Below are 17,459 nucleotides of genomic sequence, written 5' to 3'. Positions count from 1 at the left end.
TCCCCTTGAGGGGACTTTAGGGGTGTTTTTTCGTTTTAATTTACCTTTTTTGAATAGATATAATAATCTCTATCAACCTCAAAATCTGAGCTTTCAATAGCTCTAGTTTTCCATTCTGAATTAGGAAAAATCCATTCTGTTTTACCATTAATCTTTACTTCAATTGGCATGTCAAAACCATTAACGATATCAACATATCTAAATTTTAGCATCCCATTTTCAATCTTATATTCTAGGGTAGGAATACGCGTGTCACGTAGGTATTGATTAAAAAAGGCAGAAAGATCTTTGTTAGCCTTTTCACTAATATAATCTTCAATTTGCTTTGTGGTAACAGTTTGATGATGAAAATCTTTATTCAATCCTCTAAGGATTTGCCTCCATTGTTCATCATCATTAATAAGCTGCCGTAACGTATGAAGCATATTGCCACCTTTGTAATACATATCACTAGAACCTTCTTTATTAACGTTATAGGGTCCAATAATGGGTTTGTCATTTTGTATTAATTTTCGGCAACCTATGACATAATCTGCAGAGGCTTCTTTACCGTAGTAGTAATCTAAAAACAGATTTTCTGAATAATTGGTAAAGCTTTCGTGTATCCACATATCTGCTATGTCTTTATTGGTAATATTATTGGCAAACCACTCGTGCCCAGCTTCGTGTATAATTATAAAATCAAACTTTAATCCCCAACCAGTGCCAGATAAGTCCCTGCCTAAATAACCTTTCATGTATTTATTTCCATAGGTTACAGAGCTTTGGTGTTCCATACCTAAGTAGGGTACTTCTACGAGCTTAAAACTGTCTTCATAAAATGGGTAAGGGCCAAACCAATGCTCAAAAGCTTTCATCATTTTTGGTGCATCTTTAAAGTGTTCTTTTGCGTTTTCAAGATTATCTTGAAGCACCCAATAATCCAGGTCTAATTTTCCTTTTTCACCGTTATAGACTTCAGAAAAATTGACATAATCACCAATATTTATATTGACACCATAATTATTAATTGGGTTATTTACAAACCAATGCGATTTTACTTTGTCATCTAAATCTTCGAGTTTTCTTAGACGACCGTTAGAAATGTTGGTTAGTCCCTTAGGAATCGTAACACTAATGAGCATGCTATCGACTTCGTCATACATATGGTCTTTATTTGGCCACCAAACACTTGCACCCAGACCTTGGCAAGAGGTAGCAATAAAGTGCTTGCCATTGTTGTCTTTTTTCCAAGAAAATCCACCATCCCAAGGAGCACGTATTGCTTCCTTTGGATGGCCTTTATAATGTATCTCTACGGATTTAACCGCACCTACTTTTTGTGCGCCAAGCCTAATGTAAAACACATTACCGTCTCGTTGTATGGCACATGGTTTTTCATCTTGAAGCACTTTTGTAATTTCCATAGGCTCTTGCAAATCGATTTGCATCACCTGATTGGGTTTTAAAACTTTATACTGTATTGTGTTTTTTCCCGAAATGAATTTCTCATCAGGCTTCACTTCAATATCCAAGTGATAATAGGTTAAATCCCACCATTCGCGCTCTGGTGTTATACTACCTCTAAGGGTGTCTTGCTTTGTAAACTTAGTTTTATCATGTAATAGTTGTGCTTCAACATGAGATATTATTGAAAGCATAACTAAGCATAAAAGGTATTTAAGATATAGTAGTTTCTTGTATTTGTTTTGCATTTGCTTTTTTTATGTATTTAATTAGCATAAAAGATCCTGAAATTATATTAATTCCTAAATAGAAACTACCTACTAAAAGCATAATTTTAAAACTATCAGTCACACTTTTAAATTCCGATAGCTCAGAAATTAAGGCAAGCACCATATATAAGTTAAGGAGGATGAAGATAAACCCGATAATTATACCAGATACTATCTTTTGCTTCAAAATTTGAAAACTAATAATTACTATTAAAGTTATTGCAATTGGATTTAACCATGAAGATGCCATCCAATAGTAAAGTAAAGATGCAAGAATGAATAATTCTGGTAATAAAGGCTTTATAGTTTTAAATTTCATCTTTAACATTTTTAATAGTAAACGCTTAGAATCATCTTATTATTTTATTAGGAAAAACAACAACACTTTCATGACCATCCTCACCAACAGCCGCTACACCAAAGAATGAATTGTCAATTACAATTCCCTCTAAAGTGAATTCCGTAACATCACTTACATAACGACTATGATCCCAAGTTGGTGATGTAGTGTCTCTCCAATAGATTTTGTACCCTTTTGCACCTTCAACTTTAGACCATTGTAACTTTGCTGAGGCTTCTACAATACCACCAATACCAACTTCTGTAGGAGCAGGTGGAGCAGAGGCAAGGCTTGCCATTGTAATCGCATTAACAGCCGTTAACTTTTTACAGTAAGGAACGTTAACATGCTCAAAAGTATCTCCATAATTAACATCATTTTCAGTTCTTATATCTTGGTGTTGTTGGGTGTAATTTTCGTGTGCTTCCATAATACGTATACCAGCAAAACCAGCATCATTAAAAGGTCTGTGATGGCCACCTCTGCCAAAACGATCAAGTCTATAAACCATCATTGGGTTCATCTCTGGCATATAAATTTTAGTAGTCTTATGAATGTATCTTGCTAATTGACGCGATGTTCCATCAACTTCTCCGCCATAAAATCGACGTGCTATAGCTTGTCGTTTTAATTGTTCGGCATCAGTTACAGCAGTTGTTGTAGGTTCTGAAAAAATTCTGAAGGTACGGTTGTCAATCACTCCATCTACTCCTTTTATATTGCCAATCATATCATTATTTAAGACTCCGATAATGTCCCAATTATTCTCTTTGGCATGTTTAGCCATGCCTTGGCCGCCAAATAAGCCTTGTTCTTCACCTGATAATCCTAAGTAGATAATACTACTTTCAAATTTATATTTAGAGAGTACACGAGCTGCTTCTATTGCTCCAGCCATACCTGTTGCGTTATCATTTGCGCCAGGTGCATCATCTGTAAAGTTGTTAGGGTCACTTATACGAGAATCTATATCACCACTCATTATAATAAAACGATTTGGGTGTTTTGTACCACGTTGTATAGCCACTACATTAACTACCATCACGTCTTTTACAATACGTTGATTTGTTCCTTTTTTTACTAAATCTTTTTGATAAAAAACTTCTAAACAATTATTACAATTTTTAGAAATGGTGTTAAACTGTGATTTTATCCATCGTCTTGCAGCACCTATACCACGAGTGTTTGATATGGTGTCACTTAGGGTGTGTCTTGTACCAAAATCGGCCAGGGTCTTTACGTCTTGTCTTAGTCTCTCTTCTGAAATAGCGTTTATGATGTCATAAATTCTAGAGTCTGTTTGGGCATTAATTAATGCGGTAACCAATAATGAAAAGGTTAAAATAAAGTGTCTCATTGTGATAGCGATTATATAAGCATTAAAATTACGCTATAGTGCATAAAGAAGGCATTAAATATTTGTTAATACCCACGCACTATAACCAACTATTTTTTTAAAACTAAGGTTCCAAAAATATTAGCATCAATCCAACCTCTGTTTTTGTCCTCTCCTTCGACAAAAACAGAACCTATAAAGTTTTCACGTAATTTACTGTTATCATTATCGCAATAGGCTAAAGCAAACCCAATATTTTTGCCTGCCGTTAATGTAACGGCTTGGTTGTCGCCTTCATCAACATAGCTATCATCATAAATGCTAATTTTTACTTCCCAAATCGTAATATTGCCCTTAGTTTTGTGCTTTGATTCTATGTGCGAATTGTAAAGTTTTCCTACTTTGTTGGTAGCCATATCTACTACATTACCATCTAATGCGATATGATAGGCAAAGGCATTATGACTAAACTGATGTTCTCCACCACTATTATCTTCATCAATAAAAATTTCTAAACAATCATCGTCCCACCATTGTGTTAAGGGATCTTTATAAATATCAATGAGCTTATCGTCTTTAATTTCTGCGAGCAAATAGAGTGCATCTTTCTTCCAGGCTAGTTTATATCTCCCTTCAAAATCATCTGATGCTAAGGTTTCACCAAGCCAAACTTGATTTAGTGCATGCCATGCCGTTTTATTCCAGATGGCTTCATTGGCTATACCGTCTATAGTAATGATTTCTTCCGTTTTTTTAACTTCGAGAAGTTGTTTTATGGGTTTAGTAGTGGCTTTTTTATAGTTGAATTTTACGTTCTCGGTTTCACCACCTTCTTTAATATCTACATAGACATTCATTTCATTTTCAGAAACTTTTTCAAATGTCATACCTTCAAAAATAATTTTGTTTTTGGTTATTTTTTTTAATGAAAAATCAACCGTTTCATTTTTAGTTTCCCAACCTTTAAGGGTGTTATCAAAGTGTTTGAGCTGAAGCACTAGTGAATTTTCAATTTCTCTTATAATTTCAAGTTCATAAAATTTAACCTTGCCATCTACTATTAACTTAAACGAGGCCATCATGGAACCACCAGAGGGTTTACTCCAAATCTCTTCGGTTTTGCCACCAAAGGCTTCACCATGCCAAGTGCCAGAGATCCAAGCGATGTTTTCTAGTTTTGGTTCTAAAGTCTTTTCTTGAGAACATACGGTGTAAAATGTTAAAAATAGGACTGCGGTAAAAAGGTGTTTCATTTGATTTTTAAATTGTGACAAATGGTAGTTTAAAATTTATGTACCGAGATCTGTCTCACTTATTTGCGTTAAATTTAATCTTTATTGGTAAATAATTAGTCGAAACTTTTAATCCATAATAACTAATTATTTTAGAATTCATTTTAGTCTAAAACTAAAAAGTAAAGTTTAGTTTATTGCATAAACGTTACCTTGGTAATTATTCCGTTAACGACTTCGTAGATTGCAACTGTGCTAAAAACCCGTCCGTTAGCATTGACCTCTTCTTTATCAATGACTTTGTTTCCGATAAGGATACGATCTTTAAGTACTGCCTTTAAGTCTGGTGTTCTATTAAACCAAGAAATATAGTCTTTACGCATTTGGTCCTTACCTTCCGATAATAATTCATTAGGATAGTTGTATAGTTTTATATCTTCTGAAAATTGCGCTAAAAAGCCTTCTACATCTTTTGCGTTATAGGCATCTAGTTGTTTTTGGACAGTACTTTCAAATGTATTGCTGTTTTTTGTGTGCTTAGTGTGTTCGACTTTATTCTCTTTAAGCGATGGATCAACTTTAACAACTTCAGAAACATCACCAGCTATCAATAATTTATCTTTTGTAATGTTGGTAGTAAGGCGTGTAATTTTGGTAATGCCATATTTAGATAAATCGTTTAATTTCTTCCAATTATTATCTTTTTTTAGGGTTAATTTATATAATGAACTTCCTTTGCTTGATAGCAAAGTTCTGTCATCTAGCCAACAGATATCTTCAACACCTTTAATTGTATTTGCTAATAATCTGGTTTGTCCAGTTTTAGGATTTAGGGATCTAATTTGCCAGTTTTTACCACCGGGTTTGTAAATAAAGCTCACCAAGTTGGAGTTAGGTATTTTATGAAAAGAACGTCCTACATTATCTGCATATTTAGTGTTACGACCGCTTTTAATATCTGATACATAAAGATTTAATATGTCGTCTTCAATGACAGCAGACACAATTGTATTATTATCGTACCAGGTGTAATAAGCCACTACTAAGTTTTTTATAAGTTCCTCTGATTCGCCATTACTCCACATGTACTTATACAGTCTTTGTGTACCATCTTTATCTAGTCTAACAGCAGAAACTGCATTTCGTTGAGGTACTTTTAAAGGTGTATATTCACCACCATCTGTATAGTTTAGCCATGATTTAGCATTGTAGCGTGTATCGTATTTAGCAATGTCTGTTTGCTCATTTCTTGTGGAAGCAAAGAGAATGTAACGCTCATCAAAAAAAGAAGGTTGATTGTCATATCCTTTATTTTGAGATATGTTTTTATGGCTTTTTAAGTTGATCTTATTGTTTGTATAAGAGAAATCAAACAAATGTATTTCAGTATCAGATTGCGAAAATGTTGAACAGTAAGTGGCCAACATCATTAAAAGCATAAGATGTTTCATATTGGTTAATAGCATTGTTTTATAAATATAGTAATATTCTAGCAGTCTTATACTTATAAACAAAAAAAGCCAATTCAAACTAATGAATTGGCTTTTCCATTTCTAACTTAAACTTAATTAAAAGCAGTTACTTGTTTTACGATTTATTTATAAATTAAAAATTATCCAATTTAAAAGAAATATAGAATCTATTTAGTTGATAACTAATAAGCTATACTGTTAAAAAAATTATATTTATGACAAATAATTTGCTCACTTTTAATATTAATACTAATATTAATATTAAGGTCTAATCATTAAAAATTTTTATTATGAAAAAAATGTTTTTATCATTGGGTTTTATCGTGGCAGTAATGTTTAGTGTTAGTGCTCAGAGTTCTCAAAGTGGTTGTCCTTCTAATTCAACTTATATTTCTGCAAGTTGTGTAAGTGGATGTTATTCAGTGTATACAAATAATGGAACTATTTGGGATTTTATAGGTAAAAAACCAACTACAGATCAAGAAAATGCAATAAGAGACGATTTGAACAGACGTTGTTCTACATTTGGTGGTCAAGCTTCAATTGATGAACCAGGAAATATTTAAAATTTAAGAATATATGAAATACCTATTTCTTTTATTATGTTTTTCTTTTTCATTTGCTCAGAATAGTGATGATAAAATGTATAGTATAACTTATTTGAATCAGTTTAAAGATAGAAAATCAATAGACTTTCCTTTAAAAGAATATAGTAGGCTCTTGGTTAATAAAAATGAGTCTATTTATCAAATTTATAACGCTATGCATCTTGATACTTTAAAGTTTGAGGGTACCGTAACAAGTGATGATAGAAATAGGTATTATTCTTTTAATAAACATTCAATATATTTTAAGAATAATACTTTAAAATATAATGATGTGATTTATGAGGATGAATATTACTACGAAGAAACCATAAATCATTCTTGGGAGCTAAAAGACGAAGAAATGGATATAAAAGGGTACTCATGTAGAAAAGCTATTACAAATTATGGTGGTAGAGAATGGGAGGCTTGGTACACTTTAGATTTACCCATAAATGCAGGTCCTTACAAATTTAAAGGGTTACCTGGATTAATACTAAAATTAACTGATTCTACAGGTTCATATAATTTTGATTTTTATGCAATTACAGAGCGAGAGCTAAAACCATTAAAAAAATATCATCATTTAAAACCAAAATCTGAATGGATTAATACAACTAGAACAAACTTCAATAAAATAAAGGCTAATTACGAGTCACTAAGTTTAAATGAAAAACTTAATTATGGTAATACAGGTCCCAAAATTAAGGTTAAATTAATTGGTGGCAGTGACGACTCAGAATTACGAAATCCAAAAAAAGTAGCGAGAGCAAAAGACCTAAATTTAATAGAAATAGATTACAAGGATTAACTTGGTTCTTCAAAGCCTATTTTGATAAAAAACTTTAAGCTATATACTATACTTTTCTCAGTGCTCTATTGTATTGGTCTATCATCCCAAAGTATAGTTATAAAAGGACAAATACAAGACGCTTTGTATAAGCCTATACCCAATGCAACCATTGTTGCTTCATCCTCAGAAGATAAAACAAATATTATAGCTTATACCATAAGTAATAATACAGGCAATTATACTTTAAATATTAATAGCAATATACGCAATGATTCTATATGGTTAACCATAAGACATATGGCTTTTAAAAATGAAGCTATAAAGGTTATGGCCATTAGCCAAACATTAGATTTAAAGCTTATAGCACAATCTAATGCTCTAGACGAAGTGGTTATTAAAGCTAAGGAACGTGTAACTATTAAAGGTGACACAATTAATTATACGGTTTCAAGTTTAAAAAAGTCGAAAGATTACACCATTGAGGAGGTTATTGATAGAATACCTGGTGTAACCATATCAAGCAATGGTCAAATTAAATATAACAATAAGCCTATTAGTCATCTATATATTAATGGTGTAGATTTGTTAGAAGGTCGTTATAACATTGCAACGCGAGGCATACCAGCAGATGCTGTTGAGGATATAGAAATTCTAAGAAAACATAACCATGCAAGGATAGACAAAGGTATAACTAACTCTGATGATGTTGCATTTAACTTAAAAATTAAAAAGGATAGAAGTTTAATATTTGGAAGTAGTAAAGGCGATGTAGGGACACCATTTATAACAGGTAGAGCTGAAATAACACCTATATACATTAAGGATAAATTACAAGATATTGCCAGTCTAAAAATTAATAATATTGGGCAATCATTAGTGTCTAATGGAATAGGTTTAACAAGTGGGAGCAGAAATATTGAGGTGCTTAAGTTAGATGAACAAAATATCCTTCAGAAACCAAATACAGATGGTTTTGGTTTAACTGAGAAATATTGGATGGACAATAAATCAATGGCATTCACTAATAATACTTTAATAAAACTAAAAGACAATAGTCTACTTAAAATACTAGCAAATTTTAATGGAAATGATAATACACTAAGAAGTAATTCTAATAGTATATATTTCTTTGGTAATGATAGTACTATAATAAACAGAGAAAGCGCAGAGAATTTAGACACGAAAAATTATGGCTTATCTACTATCTACGAATTGAATAAAAATAACATATACTTTAAAAACACATCGTCTATAGAAGTTGAAAACGTAGATGGCTTTTCTTCTGTTAATCAAAATAATAATTCTATTCTATATAAATATAAAAATGATAACAAAAAAATATTAAACGTATCAGAATTTAAAATAAAGCTCGGTAGTAATATACTTAACAATGGTATAATTTTTCAATATGATAAATTTGATGAGATTAATAATACATTACCATCTGTATTTGAAAATGAAATTACAAGCACTTTTGAACCAACAAATACGTTACAAAGCATCGGTGTAAGTCAATTTAATCTTGGTGCATTCTCAGAATATAATTTTAATTTTCTAAAAACAAGATGGAAATTAACCCAAAGTTTCAATTATAAAAGTGAGAACTTTAATAGTAGTTTAAGACAGGTGTCAGATTCAGAAAATTCAAATTTAGGTTTTCCTTTTGTGAGTGATTTTAACTTATCAACTTTATCATCTAATACAGTGTTGTTAGCAGAATACAACTTTAATAAATTAAAACTTGCACTGTCTCCAAGTGTAGTTTTTATTGATTTAAATCAAAAGGAAGCATTGAATACTGATCTAAATCGAGAAAATAGATATCTTTTTTTTCAACCTAAACTCAAAGCTTCATACCGTTTTAGTGAACGTTGGAATATTGCATCTGGTTTAGGATTTGAAACAACAATATCTAAATTTCCCCGATTGTTTAATGGTTTAATATTAAGGGATTATACAACGCTAAGCAGAAATCCAAATGAAGTTAACGTTACAAGAGGTCTTAAAGCGGACCTCCTTCTTAACTATCGCAATATCCTTAGAGGCTTTTTTTTTAATAATGTAACCACTTTTTCTAACAATGTATCAGATTTTACATTTGTAACGACACTAGATACAGATGGTTTAGTAACTACTGATGCCATACTTTTAGATAATAGAATAATTTCTTTTGTTAATTCCTCAAACTTTACCAAGCGTTTGTTTAAGATTTTACAAACTGATTTGTCTTATAGTTTTAATTACAATAAAACTGAGCAGTTATTCAATACTATTTTGCAGAATGCTGCTAATATATCTCACAGAGTAGGGCTAGAACTAGAATTAGATAATGACACCTGGTATGGCATAACATATAATAGTAGCATAAATTTTAATACCACAAAAGTCAATGGTTTTAAAAGTAGAAATACATTCCTGAAAAATAATTTTGAATTTAATTTTTACACAAGCTCTAAAACACGACTTAATTTTGATTTTGAAAGCGTGCAAAGTCGTTTTTCTAGCAATAATTCTACCAATAGAAATTCATTGTTTAATTTCTCTTTCTTTTATAAACCGAATAAGAGACTTTTTTTAAGAGCGCAATTACAAAACATCTTTAATCAAGACTTTTTCAATTCTAATTTTAACAGTGCAAATTTTATATCAGAATCAAGTTTTTCTCTTAGACCAAGACAGTTCACTATTGGGTTCAATTACACGTTATAAAAAAAACCAATTCAAACTAATGAATTGGCCTTTGCATTTCTAACTTAAACTTAATTAAAAGCAGTATTTATTTTCTGCTTTTACTTTTTCTGCGATTTCATTACGTAAGTCAACGATATCCGGGTAATTTTGGTATTTAGTATAACGCTTTAAGCCCATAAGCATCATGCGTTGCTCATCTCCTTCGGCAAAAGAGATAATACTTTCTTTACCTTTATCCTCAATGATATTTACAGCGTTATAAAGGTATAATTTTGACATTGCAATCTGTACCGATTGTGCGTCTTCACCAAAACGTTTTGCGTTCTTCTCAGTTCTGAGAATGGCAGATTCTGCCATATAAATTTCAATTAGTATATCTGCTGCTGCGACTAATAGTTGTTGATGTTCTTCTAAATCTTGTCCGAATTTCTGTACTGCACCACCAGCGACCATTAAGAAAGTCTTTTTCAGCTTTTTGATCATATCTTTTTCTTCAGCAAATAATTCTGAATAATCTGGTGTATCAAATGACGGAATACCCATTAATTCTTCTTGTACTGCTTGCGCAGGCCCTAACAAATCAACATGCCCTTTCATGGCTTTTTTAACTAGCATGCCTACAGAAAGCATTCTGTTAATTTCATTAGTACCCTCATAAATACGTGCAATACGTGCATCTCTCCAGGCAGCTTCCATCGGAGTTTCTTCTGAGAAGCCCATACCACCAAAGATTTGGATGCCTTCGTCTGCACAGTTCTGAACATCTTCTGACACAGAAACTTTTAGTATCGAACATTCAATGGCATATTCTTCAACACCTTTTAATTCTGCTTCTTGATGTGAGTTGCCTTGGCTAACTCTAATCGCAATGCGATCTTCTATATTTTTTGCGGCTCTGTATGTTGCAGATTCACCAGCATAAGCATCTGCTGCCATTTTGGCTAACTTCATTTTTATAGCTCCAAAATCTGCAATTGGTGTTTTAAATTGTTTACGCTCATTGGCATATTGTACTGCAGTTGTTAAGATGCGTCTTTGCGAATCTAAACAGGCCGCTGCTAATTTAATACGACCAACATTTAGGGCATTCATGGCAATTTTAAAGCCTTCGCCACGACCAGCTAGCATATTTTCAACAGGTACAACCGTATCATTAAAAAAGACCTGACGTGTAGAACTTGCTCTAATACCTAATTTGTGTTCTTCTTCGCCAAGGGTTATTCCGTTGGGATTTTCCGGATCGTATTCAACAATAAATCCTGTGATGTTTTTATCATCTTCGATACGTGCAAAAACAATCATTAAACTACAGAAACCTGCGTTTGATATCCACATTTTCTGCCCATTGATTTTGTAGGATTTTCCGTCTGAAGAAAGCTCGGCCGTTGTTTTACCAGAATTAGCATCGGAGCCAGCACCAGGTTCGGTTAAGCAATAGGCGCCAAACCACTCTCCAGTGGCTAATTTTGGAACGTATTTTTGTTTTTGTTCTTCCGTACCATACAAGGTAATTGGCATAGTACCAATACCTGTATGTGCACCAAAAGCTGTACTAAAAGAACCTGTACCAGATGAAATATAATCACACACCAAACAGGTAGAAACAAAGCCCATTTCTAGACCTCCATAAGCTTCTGGTACGGCAACGCCTAAAAATCCGAGCTCACCGGCTTTGCGCATCACATCTTCTGTTAAGGCATAATCTTTGGCTTCAAACCGAGCTTTATGAGCAATGATTTCTCTGTCATTAAATTCCATAACCGCTTCTTTCATCATTTGTTGCTCTTCACTAAAATCTTCTGGTGTAAATACGTCTTCGCATTTGGTTTCTTTCACTAAGAATTGACCTCCTCTAAGTATGTTTTTTTCTGTTGTTTCCATTTTCCTATCCCTAACCCTTTCCGAAGGAAAGGGAATTTTTTGGGTATTTTAATTATACTTTGTTTTTGTTTCAAGAATTAAGAAATTAGATATGAGAGATTAGAAGTTAGACTTCTTATAGTTTTCTCATAAACCCTATCTATTGCCATCCTTTAAAATTCGTTGTTTTTATTATTTAAGCTTTCAAATTGTTCTTTTGTAATATAATGCGCATATTGTGCTGCTAAGAGTTGTGTTCCTAATTCAAAAGATGACCCTAATATATAATCCAAAAAGATGCTAAAACCTTTATCTGTTCTTGCAGAACCCTCAGCAATGTTAGAGGGCATAGAAACTGCGCATCCAGTTAATTGAGATGTTAATCTGTAATCTTCTCGTTTTGGAAAATCTGAAGTTAAATCATACACATCTTTCATGATTTCTGTTCCTAATTGCCAAATTTTTAGATTACGATGATTATGTCTTTTCTGTTACTCATGAGTCTAATTTCTAACCTCTCATAACTGTAATCTCTACGACAAAAACTCAAAAATCCCAGCAGCACCTTGGCCTGTACCAACACACATGGTCACCATACCATATTTGTTTTTCATATTTCGCTTTCGCATTTCGTCAAATAATTGCACCGAGAGTTTTGCTCCTGTACAACCTAAAGGATGCCCTAATGCTATGGCTCCGCCATTAACGTTTACGATGTCTTGGTTTAAATTCAATTCTCGCATCACTGCTAAAGATTGCGACGCAAATGCTTCGTTAAGCTCTATTAGGTCGATATTGTTTTGTTCTAACCCTGCTTGTTTAAGTGCTTTGGGAATTGCAGCTACTGGCCCAATACCCATAATTCTTGGTGGTACACCTGCTGCGGCATAACTTACCATACGTGCAATAGGTTCTAGATTTAATTCTTTAACCATGTCTTCACTCATTACCATTACAAATGCAGCGCCATCACTCGTTTGTGATGAATTACCCGCAGTGACAGACCCATTGGCAGCAAATACTGGACGCAATTTTGCTAGTGCCTCAACACTCGTTCCACGACGTGGTCCTTCATCCTTAGTCACCGTGAATTTGCGTGTTGCTTTTTTGCCGTTGTTATCGATGTAGGTTTCTTCAACTTCTATAGGTACAATCTGGTCTTGAAAACGATCTTCATCCAATGCTTTTAGAGCTTTCATGTGTGAATTAAAAGCAAACTCATCTTGATCTTTTCGAGACACCTTATATTCTTGGGCTACGGCTTCAGCAGTGTTTCCCATTCCCCAATAATAATCCTCGTGCCCTGAGCTTACGATATCATAATTTAATTCTGGTTTAAAACCTGTCATAGGCACAGAGGTCATGCTCTCCGCACCACCAGCAATGATACATTCTGCCATACCAGATTGAATTTTAGCGACGGCCATACCAATAGTCTCTAAACCCGAAGAGCAAAAACGATTTACCGTTACACCTGGTACATCAACAGTTTCTAATCCTATTAATGAAATAATACGAGCCATATTTAGGCCTTGGGATCCTTCTGGCATTGCGTTACCAACAATAACATCGTCAATACGTTTTACATCAAATTCTGGTAGCTTCCCCATCATATACTGAATGGTTTCTGCAGCCAGCTCATCTGCTCTTTTAAATCTGAAACCACCTCTTTTGGATTTTCCTACGGCAGTTCTATATCCTTTTACTATATATGCTGTTTTCATTCTTATCCCAACCCTTTCCATAAGAAAGAGAACTTTTTTGGTGTTTTAAATGTTATACTTTAATTTCATTTTAGTTCTTGTTGTCTTCCCATTGGGAAGATATAGACGGGATTAATTCCGCAACGGTTTCCCAGTCTTTAGCATATGCTGAATACGCTCTAAAGTTTTACGTTCTGTGCATAAACTTAAGAATGCTTCACGTTCTATATCTAATAAATATTGTTCTGAAACTCTTGTTGGCTCGGATAAATCACCGCCAGCCATAACATAGGCTAATTTGTTTGCAATTTTCTCATCGTGCTCTGAGATGTACCTTGAAGCTTTCATTGCATTAGTCCCAACCATAAATGTTCCTAGGGCTTGTTTACCGAGGACTAAAATATCTTTACGCTGAGGTTTTTGCGTATAACCAGCTTGAGCCATTAATAAGGCATGTTTTTTAGCTTCTGCGATCTGTCGGTCTTTGTTAACTACTACGATGTCTTTTCCTTTTTGTAGCACATTCATATCAAAAGCTTCGTAAGCTGATGTGGCCACTTTTGCCATACCAATGGCTAAGAAGTGTTCTTGTAATACATTAAGCTGCACATCTCCTTGATGAAATAAATCCTGAGCTCTCAAGGTCATTTCTTTAGAGCCACCACCACCAGGAATAACACCTACGCCAAACTCCACCAATCCAATATAGGTTTCAGCGGCAGCCACAACTTTATCGGCATGCATGGATAACTCACAACCACCTCCTAAAGCCATGCCGTGCGGTGCAGCAACTGTAGGGATGGCAGAATAACGCATACGCATCATAGTATCTTGAAAATATTTAATAGCCATGTTAAGCTCATCATACTCTTGTTCAACAGCCATCATAAAGATCATCCCAATGTTAGCTCCGACTGAGAAGTTAGTACCTTGGTTACCAATAACCAAACCTTCAAAATCCTTTTCAGCTAAGTCCACCGCTTTGTTTAATCCTGCTAAGACATCTCCACCAATGGTATTCATTTTAGACTGAAACTCACAGTTTAAAATACCGTCTCCCAAATCTTCAATAACCACTCCGGAGTTTTTAAAGACTTCATTAGATTTACGAATATTATCTAATAGGATAAAGGCATCCTGACCAGGCTTTTTTACCTGAACTTTAGACGGTATATCGTAATAGTAGGTGGCACCATTTTTAACCGTATAGAATGCTGTTTCTCCTTTAGTAATCATTTCGGTAACCCAAGCTGCTGGTGTTTTACCTTCGGCTTTCATGAGTTCAATACCTTTTTCGACACCAATGGCATCCCAAATTTCAAATGGGCCGTTTTCCCACCCAAAGCCTGCTTTCATGGCATCGTCTATTCGATATAATTCGTCAGATATTTCAGGGATTCTATTTTGAACGTAAGCGAACATGGCAGCAAAATTTTTACGATAGAATTCTCCTGCTTTATCTTTTCCTCCTACTAAAACCTTAAATCGGTCTATAGGTTTGTCAATAGTTTTAGTGAGTTCTAACGTTGCGAATTTTGCCTTTTTAGAAGGACGGTATGCCATCGTATCTAGATCTAACGCAAGAATTTCACGATTGCCTTCTGCGTTGGTAGTCTTTTTATAGAACCCTTGTTTGGTTTTATTACCTAACCATTTTTTTTCCATCATGGTATTGATGAAATCGGGTAGTCTAAATAAGTCATGGGCTTCATCATTAGGGCAGTTATCATATATTCCATTGGCTACGTGCACTAGGGTGTCTAAACCTACAACATCAACGGTTCTGAAGGTTGCTGATTTTGGACGGCCGATAACAGGCCCTGTTAGTTTATCGACTTCCTCTACGGTTAGCCCTAATTCTTTTACCTGATGAAATAAGGATTGGATACCAAAAATTCCTATTCTGTTACCAATAAATGCAGGAGTATCTTTTGCAAGTACTGAAGTTTTTCCTAAAAATTTATCTCCATAATCCATTAAGAAATCAGTCACCTCCTGCTTACATTTAGGACCTGGGACTACTTCGAATAATTTTAAATACCGTGGAGGATTGAAAAAGTGCGTTACAGCAAAATGGTGTTGAAAATCTTCACTGCGACCTTCGTTCATAAATTTAATAGGAATACCAGATGTATTTGAAGATACAATGGTACCAGGTATTCTGTATTTTTCAACCTTTTCAAAAACCTGCTGTTTAATATCTAAGCGCTCTACAACAACTTCCATTACCCAGTCTACATCTTTAATTTTGTGTAGGTCATCATCAATATTACCAGTAGTAATCCTATCTGCAAATTTTTTATTGTATATAGGTGATGGCTTAGATTTTAATGAAGCGGTTAAAGCAGTATTAACAAGTCTATTACGAACTACTTTATCCTCTAAAGTTAAGCCCTTTGCTTTTTCTTGGTCGTTAAGCGCTTGTGGCACAATGTCTAATAAAAGGACATCAACACCAATATTTGCAAAATGACAAGCAATACCAGATCCCATAATGCCAGAACCGATAATAGCTACTTTTTTAATTCTTCTTTTGCTCATTATTTAGTTAGAGTTTCTTTTTGGTTATATATTTTTCTGTTGGAGATCATATTATTAATAAGTTCTGCAACCTCATAGAAATGTTCAATTTTATCTAAAGCGATATTAGATTTAATGGCCTCGTTAAATATGAGTACACGTTCTTTAGAGTAGTCTCTTTTTTCTCGTCCGAATGCGGTGAGGTGAATTAATACACCTCGGCCATCTTCGGGATTAGGTTTACGTTCTATTAAACCTTTTTCTTCCATACTTTTTAATGTACGCGATAGAGAAGTGGCCTCCATACCCATTTTTGGACCTAAAGATGTTGAGGGTGTACCTTGTTCTGGGTCTATACTTAATAAGGCAAAACCCGTAGCCATAGTAGTATCGAATTTTAAGGCTTCTTCATTATACATTTTGTTTACAGCTAACCATGTGGTTCTTAAAACATAATCTATAGTTTTATCTTTCATGTTACGGAAATTGTAAATCAAAGATACTAAAAAAATACTATGCACGCATAGTAAATAAAAATAATTATGCACGCATAGCAAAATGGGTTTAGAATAATAACGTATTAATTTCGATAAATCTTTTCGTAAAGCGCATCATATTTTTCTCTAATTACACTGCGCTTCATTTTCATGGTAGGCGTGAGGTGACCAGCATCTATTGTCCAAGCTTCAGGTGTTAATTCAAAGCGTTTGATTTGTTCCCACTTCCCAAAGTTTTTATTATACTTATCGACTTCTTTTTGAATGCGATTGATTACAATTTTAGAGTTTGAAATTTCAGTTTCGGAGGTCCCAATGGTATGGCCTTTATGCTCTATCCAGTCTCTAACGAAATCATAATTTGGCTGAATTATAGCTGCTGGCATTTTTTCTCCTTCGCCGACAACCATTACTTGTTCTATAAATAAGGATTGTTTTAAATCATTTTCTAAGAGTGTTGGTATAATATATTTACCACCAGAGGTTTTAAACATTTCTTTTTTACGGCCTGTGATTTTAAGAAAACCATCGCTGTCAACCTCACCCTTATCACCAGTATGAAAGTAATCTCCTGTCATAACCTCATTAGTCTTTTCTGGGTCTTTGTAATAACCCATCATTACATTTGGACCATTTATTAGTAGCTCTCCATCGTCGGCGATTTTAACTTCCACATTATCTATTGGTTTGCCTACTGTACCAACTTTATAGTGGTG

Annotated in this window: 13 protein-coding genes and 1 pseudogene; 3 read left to right on the top strand and 11 right to left on the bottom strand. The window is 33.9% G+C overall.

Annotation, left to right across the window (positions count from 1 at the left end; genetic code table 11):
* Window positions 1–35: 35 nt before the first annotated feature.
* The 5 genes from Q0800_RS09780 to Q0800_RS09760 all read right to left on the bottom strand — a co-directional run bounded on the left by Q0800_RS09780 (window position 36) and on the right by Q0800_RS09760 (window position 6,074).
* Window positions 36–1,640: a M1 family metallopeptidase gene (locus Q0800_RS09780; RefSeq protein WP_299129217.1), complete on the bottom strand. Its 1,605-nt coding sequence runs from the start codon at window positions 1,638–1,640 to the stop codon at window positions 36–38.
* Between the two features lie 19 nt (window positions 1,641–1,659).
* Window positions 1,660–2,034: a hypothetical protein gene (locus Q0800_RS09775; RefSeq protein ID WP_299129216.1), complete on the bottom strand. Its 375-nt coding sequence runs from the start codon at window positions 2,032–2,034 to the stop codon at window positions 1,660–1,662.
* Window positions 2,035–2,065: 31 nt separating this feature from the next.
* Window positions 2,066–3,412 carry a M28 family metallopeptidase gene (locus tag Q0800_RS09770; protein ID WP_299129215.1) on the bottom strand — a complete coding sequence of 449 codons (1,347 nt, stop codon included), beginning with the start codon at window positions 3,410–3,412 and terminating at the stop codon, window positions 2,066–2,068.
* 89 nt (window positions 3,413–3,501) lie between these two features.
* Window positions 3,502–4,644 carry a DUF6265 family protein gene (locus Q0800_RS09765; RefSeq protein WP_299129214.1) on the bottom strand — a complete coding sequence of 381 codons (1,143 nt, stop codon included), beginning with the start codon at window positions 4,642–4,644 and terminating at the stop codon, window positions 3,502–3,504.
* Window positions 4,645–4,817: 173 nt separating this feature from the next.
* Complete coding sequence (locus tag Q0800_RS09760) at window positions 4,818–6,074, bottom strand: nuclear transport factor 2 family protein (RefSeq protein WP_299129213.1); 1,257 nt, start codon at window positions 6,072–6,074, stop codon at window positions 4,818–4,820.
* 320 nt (window positions 6,075–6,394) lie between these two features.
* On the opposite strand from Q0800_RS09760, the gene Q0800_RS09755 reads away from it, so the two are divergent.
* The 3 genes from Q0800_RS09755 to Q0800_RS09745 are packed head-to-tail and all read left to right on the top strand — an operon-like array spanning window position 6,395 to window position 10,181.
* Window positions 6,395–6,661, top strand: coding sequence for a hypothetical protein (locus Q0800_RS09755; RefSeq protein WP_299129212.1), 267 nt, complete (start codon window positions 6,395–6,397; stop codon window positions 6,659–6,661).
* A gap of 13 nt (window positions 6,662–6,674) precedes the next feature.
* Window positions 6,675–7,490, top strand: coding sequence for a GLPGLI family protein (locus tag Q0800_RS09750; RefSeq protein ID WP_299129211.1), 816 nt, complete (start codon window positions 6,675–6,677; stop codon window positions 7,488–7,490).
* A 60-nt stretch (window positions 7,491–7,550) separates the two neighbouring features.
* Window positions 7,551–10,181 (top strand): TonB-dependent receptor, encoded by a 2,631-nt coding sequence (locus Q0800_RS09745; RefSeq protein ID WP_299129210.1) that lies wholly within the window; start codon window positions 7,551–7,553, stop codon window positions 10,179–10,181.
* Window positions 10,182–10,235: 54 nt separating this feature from the next.
* Here Q0800_RS09745 and Q0800_RS09740 read toward each other — a convergent pair whose 3' ends face one another.
* The 6 genes and pseudogenes from Q0800_RS09740 to Q0800_RS09715 form a co-directional block, all read right to left on the bottom strand.
* Entirely contained in the window at window positions 10,236–12,044 is a 1,809-nt protein-coding gene (locus Q0800_RS09740) for an acyl-CoA dehydrogenase family protein (protein ID WP_299129208.1), read from the bottom strand.
* A gap of 152 nt (window positions 12,045–12,196) precedes the next feature.
* A complete protein-coding gene (locus Q0800_RS09735; protein ID WP_299129218.1) occupies window positions 12,197–12,484 on the bottom strand; it encodes a four helix bundle protein in 288 nt (95 codons plus the stop codon).
* 72 nt (window positions 12,485–12,556) lie between these two features.
* On the bottom strand, window positions 12,557–13,747 hold the full coding sequence (locus Q0800_RS09730) for an acetyl-CoA C-acyltransferase (RefSeq protein WP_299129207.1): 1,191 nt from the start codon (window positions 13,745–13,747) through the stop codon (window positions 12,557–12,559).
* A 111-nt stretch (window positions 13,748–13,858) separates the two neighbouring features.
* Window positions 13,859–16,267 carry a 3-hydroxyacyl-CoA dehydrogenase/enoyl-CoA hydratase family protein gene (locus Q0800_RS09725; RefSeq protein WP_299129206.1) on the bottom strand — a complete coding sequence of 803 codons (2,409 nt, stop codon included), beginning with the start codon at window positions 16,265–16,267 and terminating at the stop codon, window positions 13,859–13,861.
* Complete coding sequence (locus tag Q0800_RS09720; protein WP_299129205.1) at window positions 16,267–16,722, bottom strand: MarR family transcriptional regulator; 456 nt, start codon at window positions 16,720–16,722, stop codon at window positions 16,267–16,269. Before Q0800_RS09720 ends, Q0800_RS09725 begins: the two co-directional genes overlap by 1 nt.
* 104 nt (window positions 16,723–16,826) lie before the next feature.
* Window positions 16,827–17,459, bottom strand: a pseudogene (locus Q0800_RS09715) (AMP-binding protein); the annotation flags it as partial.

This window comes from uncultured Winogradskyella sp., from assembly GCF_937958655.1.
Lineage (GTDB): Bacteria > Bacteroidota > Bacteroidia > Flavobacteriales > Flavobacteriaceae > Winogradskyella.
The sequence above is the reverse complement of the archived record's forward strand: the minus strand, read 5'-3'. Positions and strand labels throughout refer to the sequence as shown.

Excerpts from the sequence above, each read along its gene's own strand:
- Q0800_RS09780 (WP_299129217.1), bottom strand. The coding sequence starts at position 1,640 with ATGCTTTCAATAATATCTCATGTTGAAGCACAACTATTACATGATAAA.
- Q0800_RS09760 (WP_299129213.1), bottom strand. The coding sequence starts at position 6,074 with ATGAAACATCTTATGCTTTTAATGATGTTGGCCACTTACTGTTCAACA.
- Q0800_RS09765 (WP_299129214.1), bottom strand. The coding sequence starts at position 4,644 with ATGAAACACCTTTTTACCGCAGTCCTATTTTTAACATTTTACACCGTA.
- Q0800_RS09775 (WP_299129216.1), bottom strand. The coding sequence starts at position 2,034 with ATGAAATTTAAAACTATAAAGCCTTTATTACCAGAATTATTCATTCTT.
- Q0800_RS09750 (WP_299129211.1), top strand. The coding sequence starts at position 6,675 with ATGAAATACCTATTTCTTTTATTATGTTTTTCTTTTTCATTTGCTCAG.
- Q0800_RS09730 (WP_299129207.1), bottom strand. The coding sequence starts at position 13,747 with ATGAAAACAGCATATATAGTAAAAGGATATAGAACTGCCGTAGGAAAA.
- Q0800_RS09770 (WP_299129215.1), bottom strand. The coding sequence starts at position 3,412 with ATGAGACACTTTATTTTAACCTTTTCATTATTGGTTACCGCATTAATT.
- Q0800_RS09725 (WP_299129206.1), bottom strand. The coding sequence starts at position 16,267 with ATGAGCAAAAGAAGAATTAAAAAAGTAGCTATTATCGGTTCTGGCATT.
- Q0800_RS09755 (WP_299129212.1), top strand. The coding sequence starts at position 6,395 with ATGTTTTTATCATTGGGTTTTATCGTGGCAGTAATGTTTAGTGTTAGT.
- Q0800_RS09720 (WP_299129205.1), bottom strand. The coding sequence starts at position 16,722 with ATGAAAGATAAAACTATAGATTATGTTTTAAGAACCACATGGTTAGCT.
- Q0800_RS09740 (WP_299129208.1), bottom strand. The coding sequence starts at position 12,044 with ATGGAAACAACAGAAAAAAACATACTTAGAGGAGGTCAATTCTTAGTG.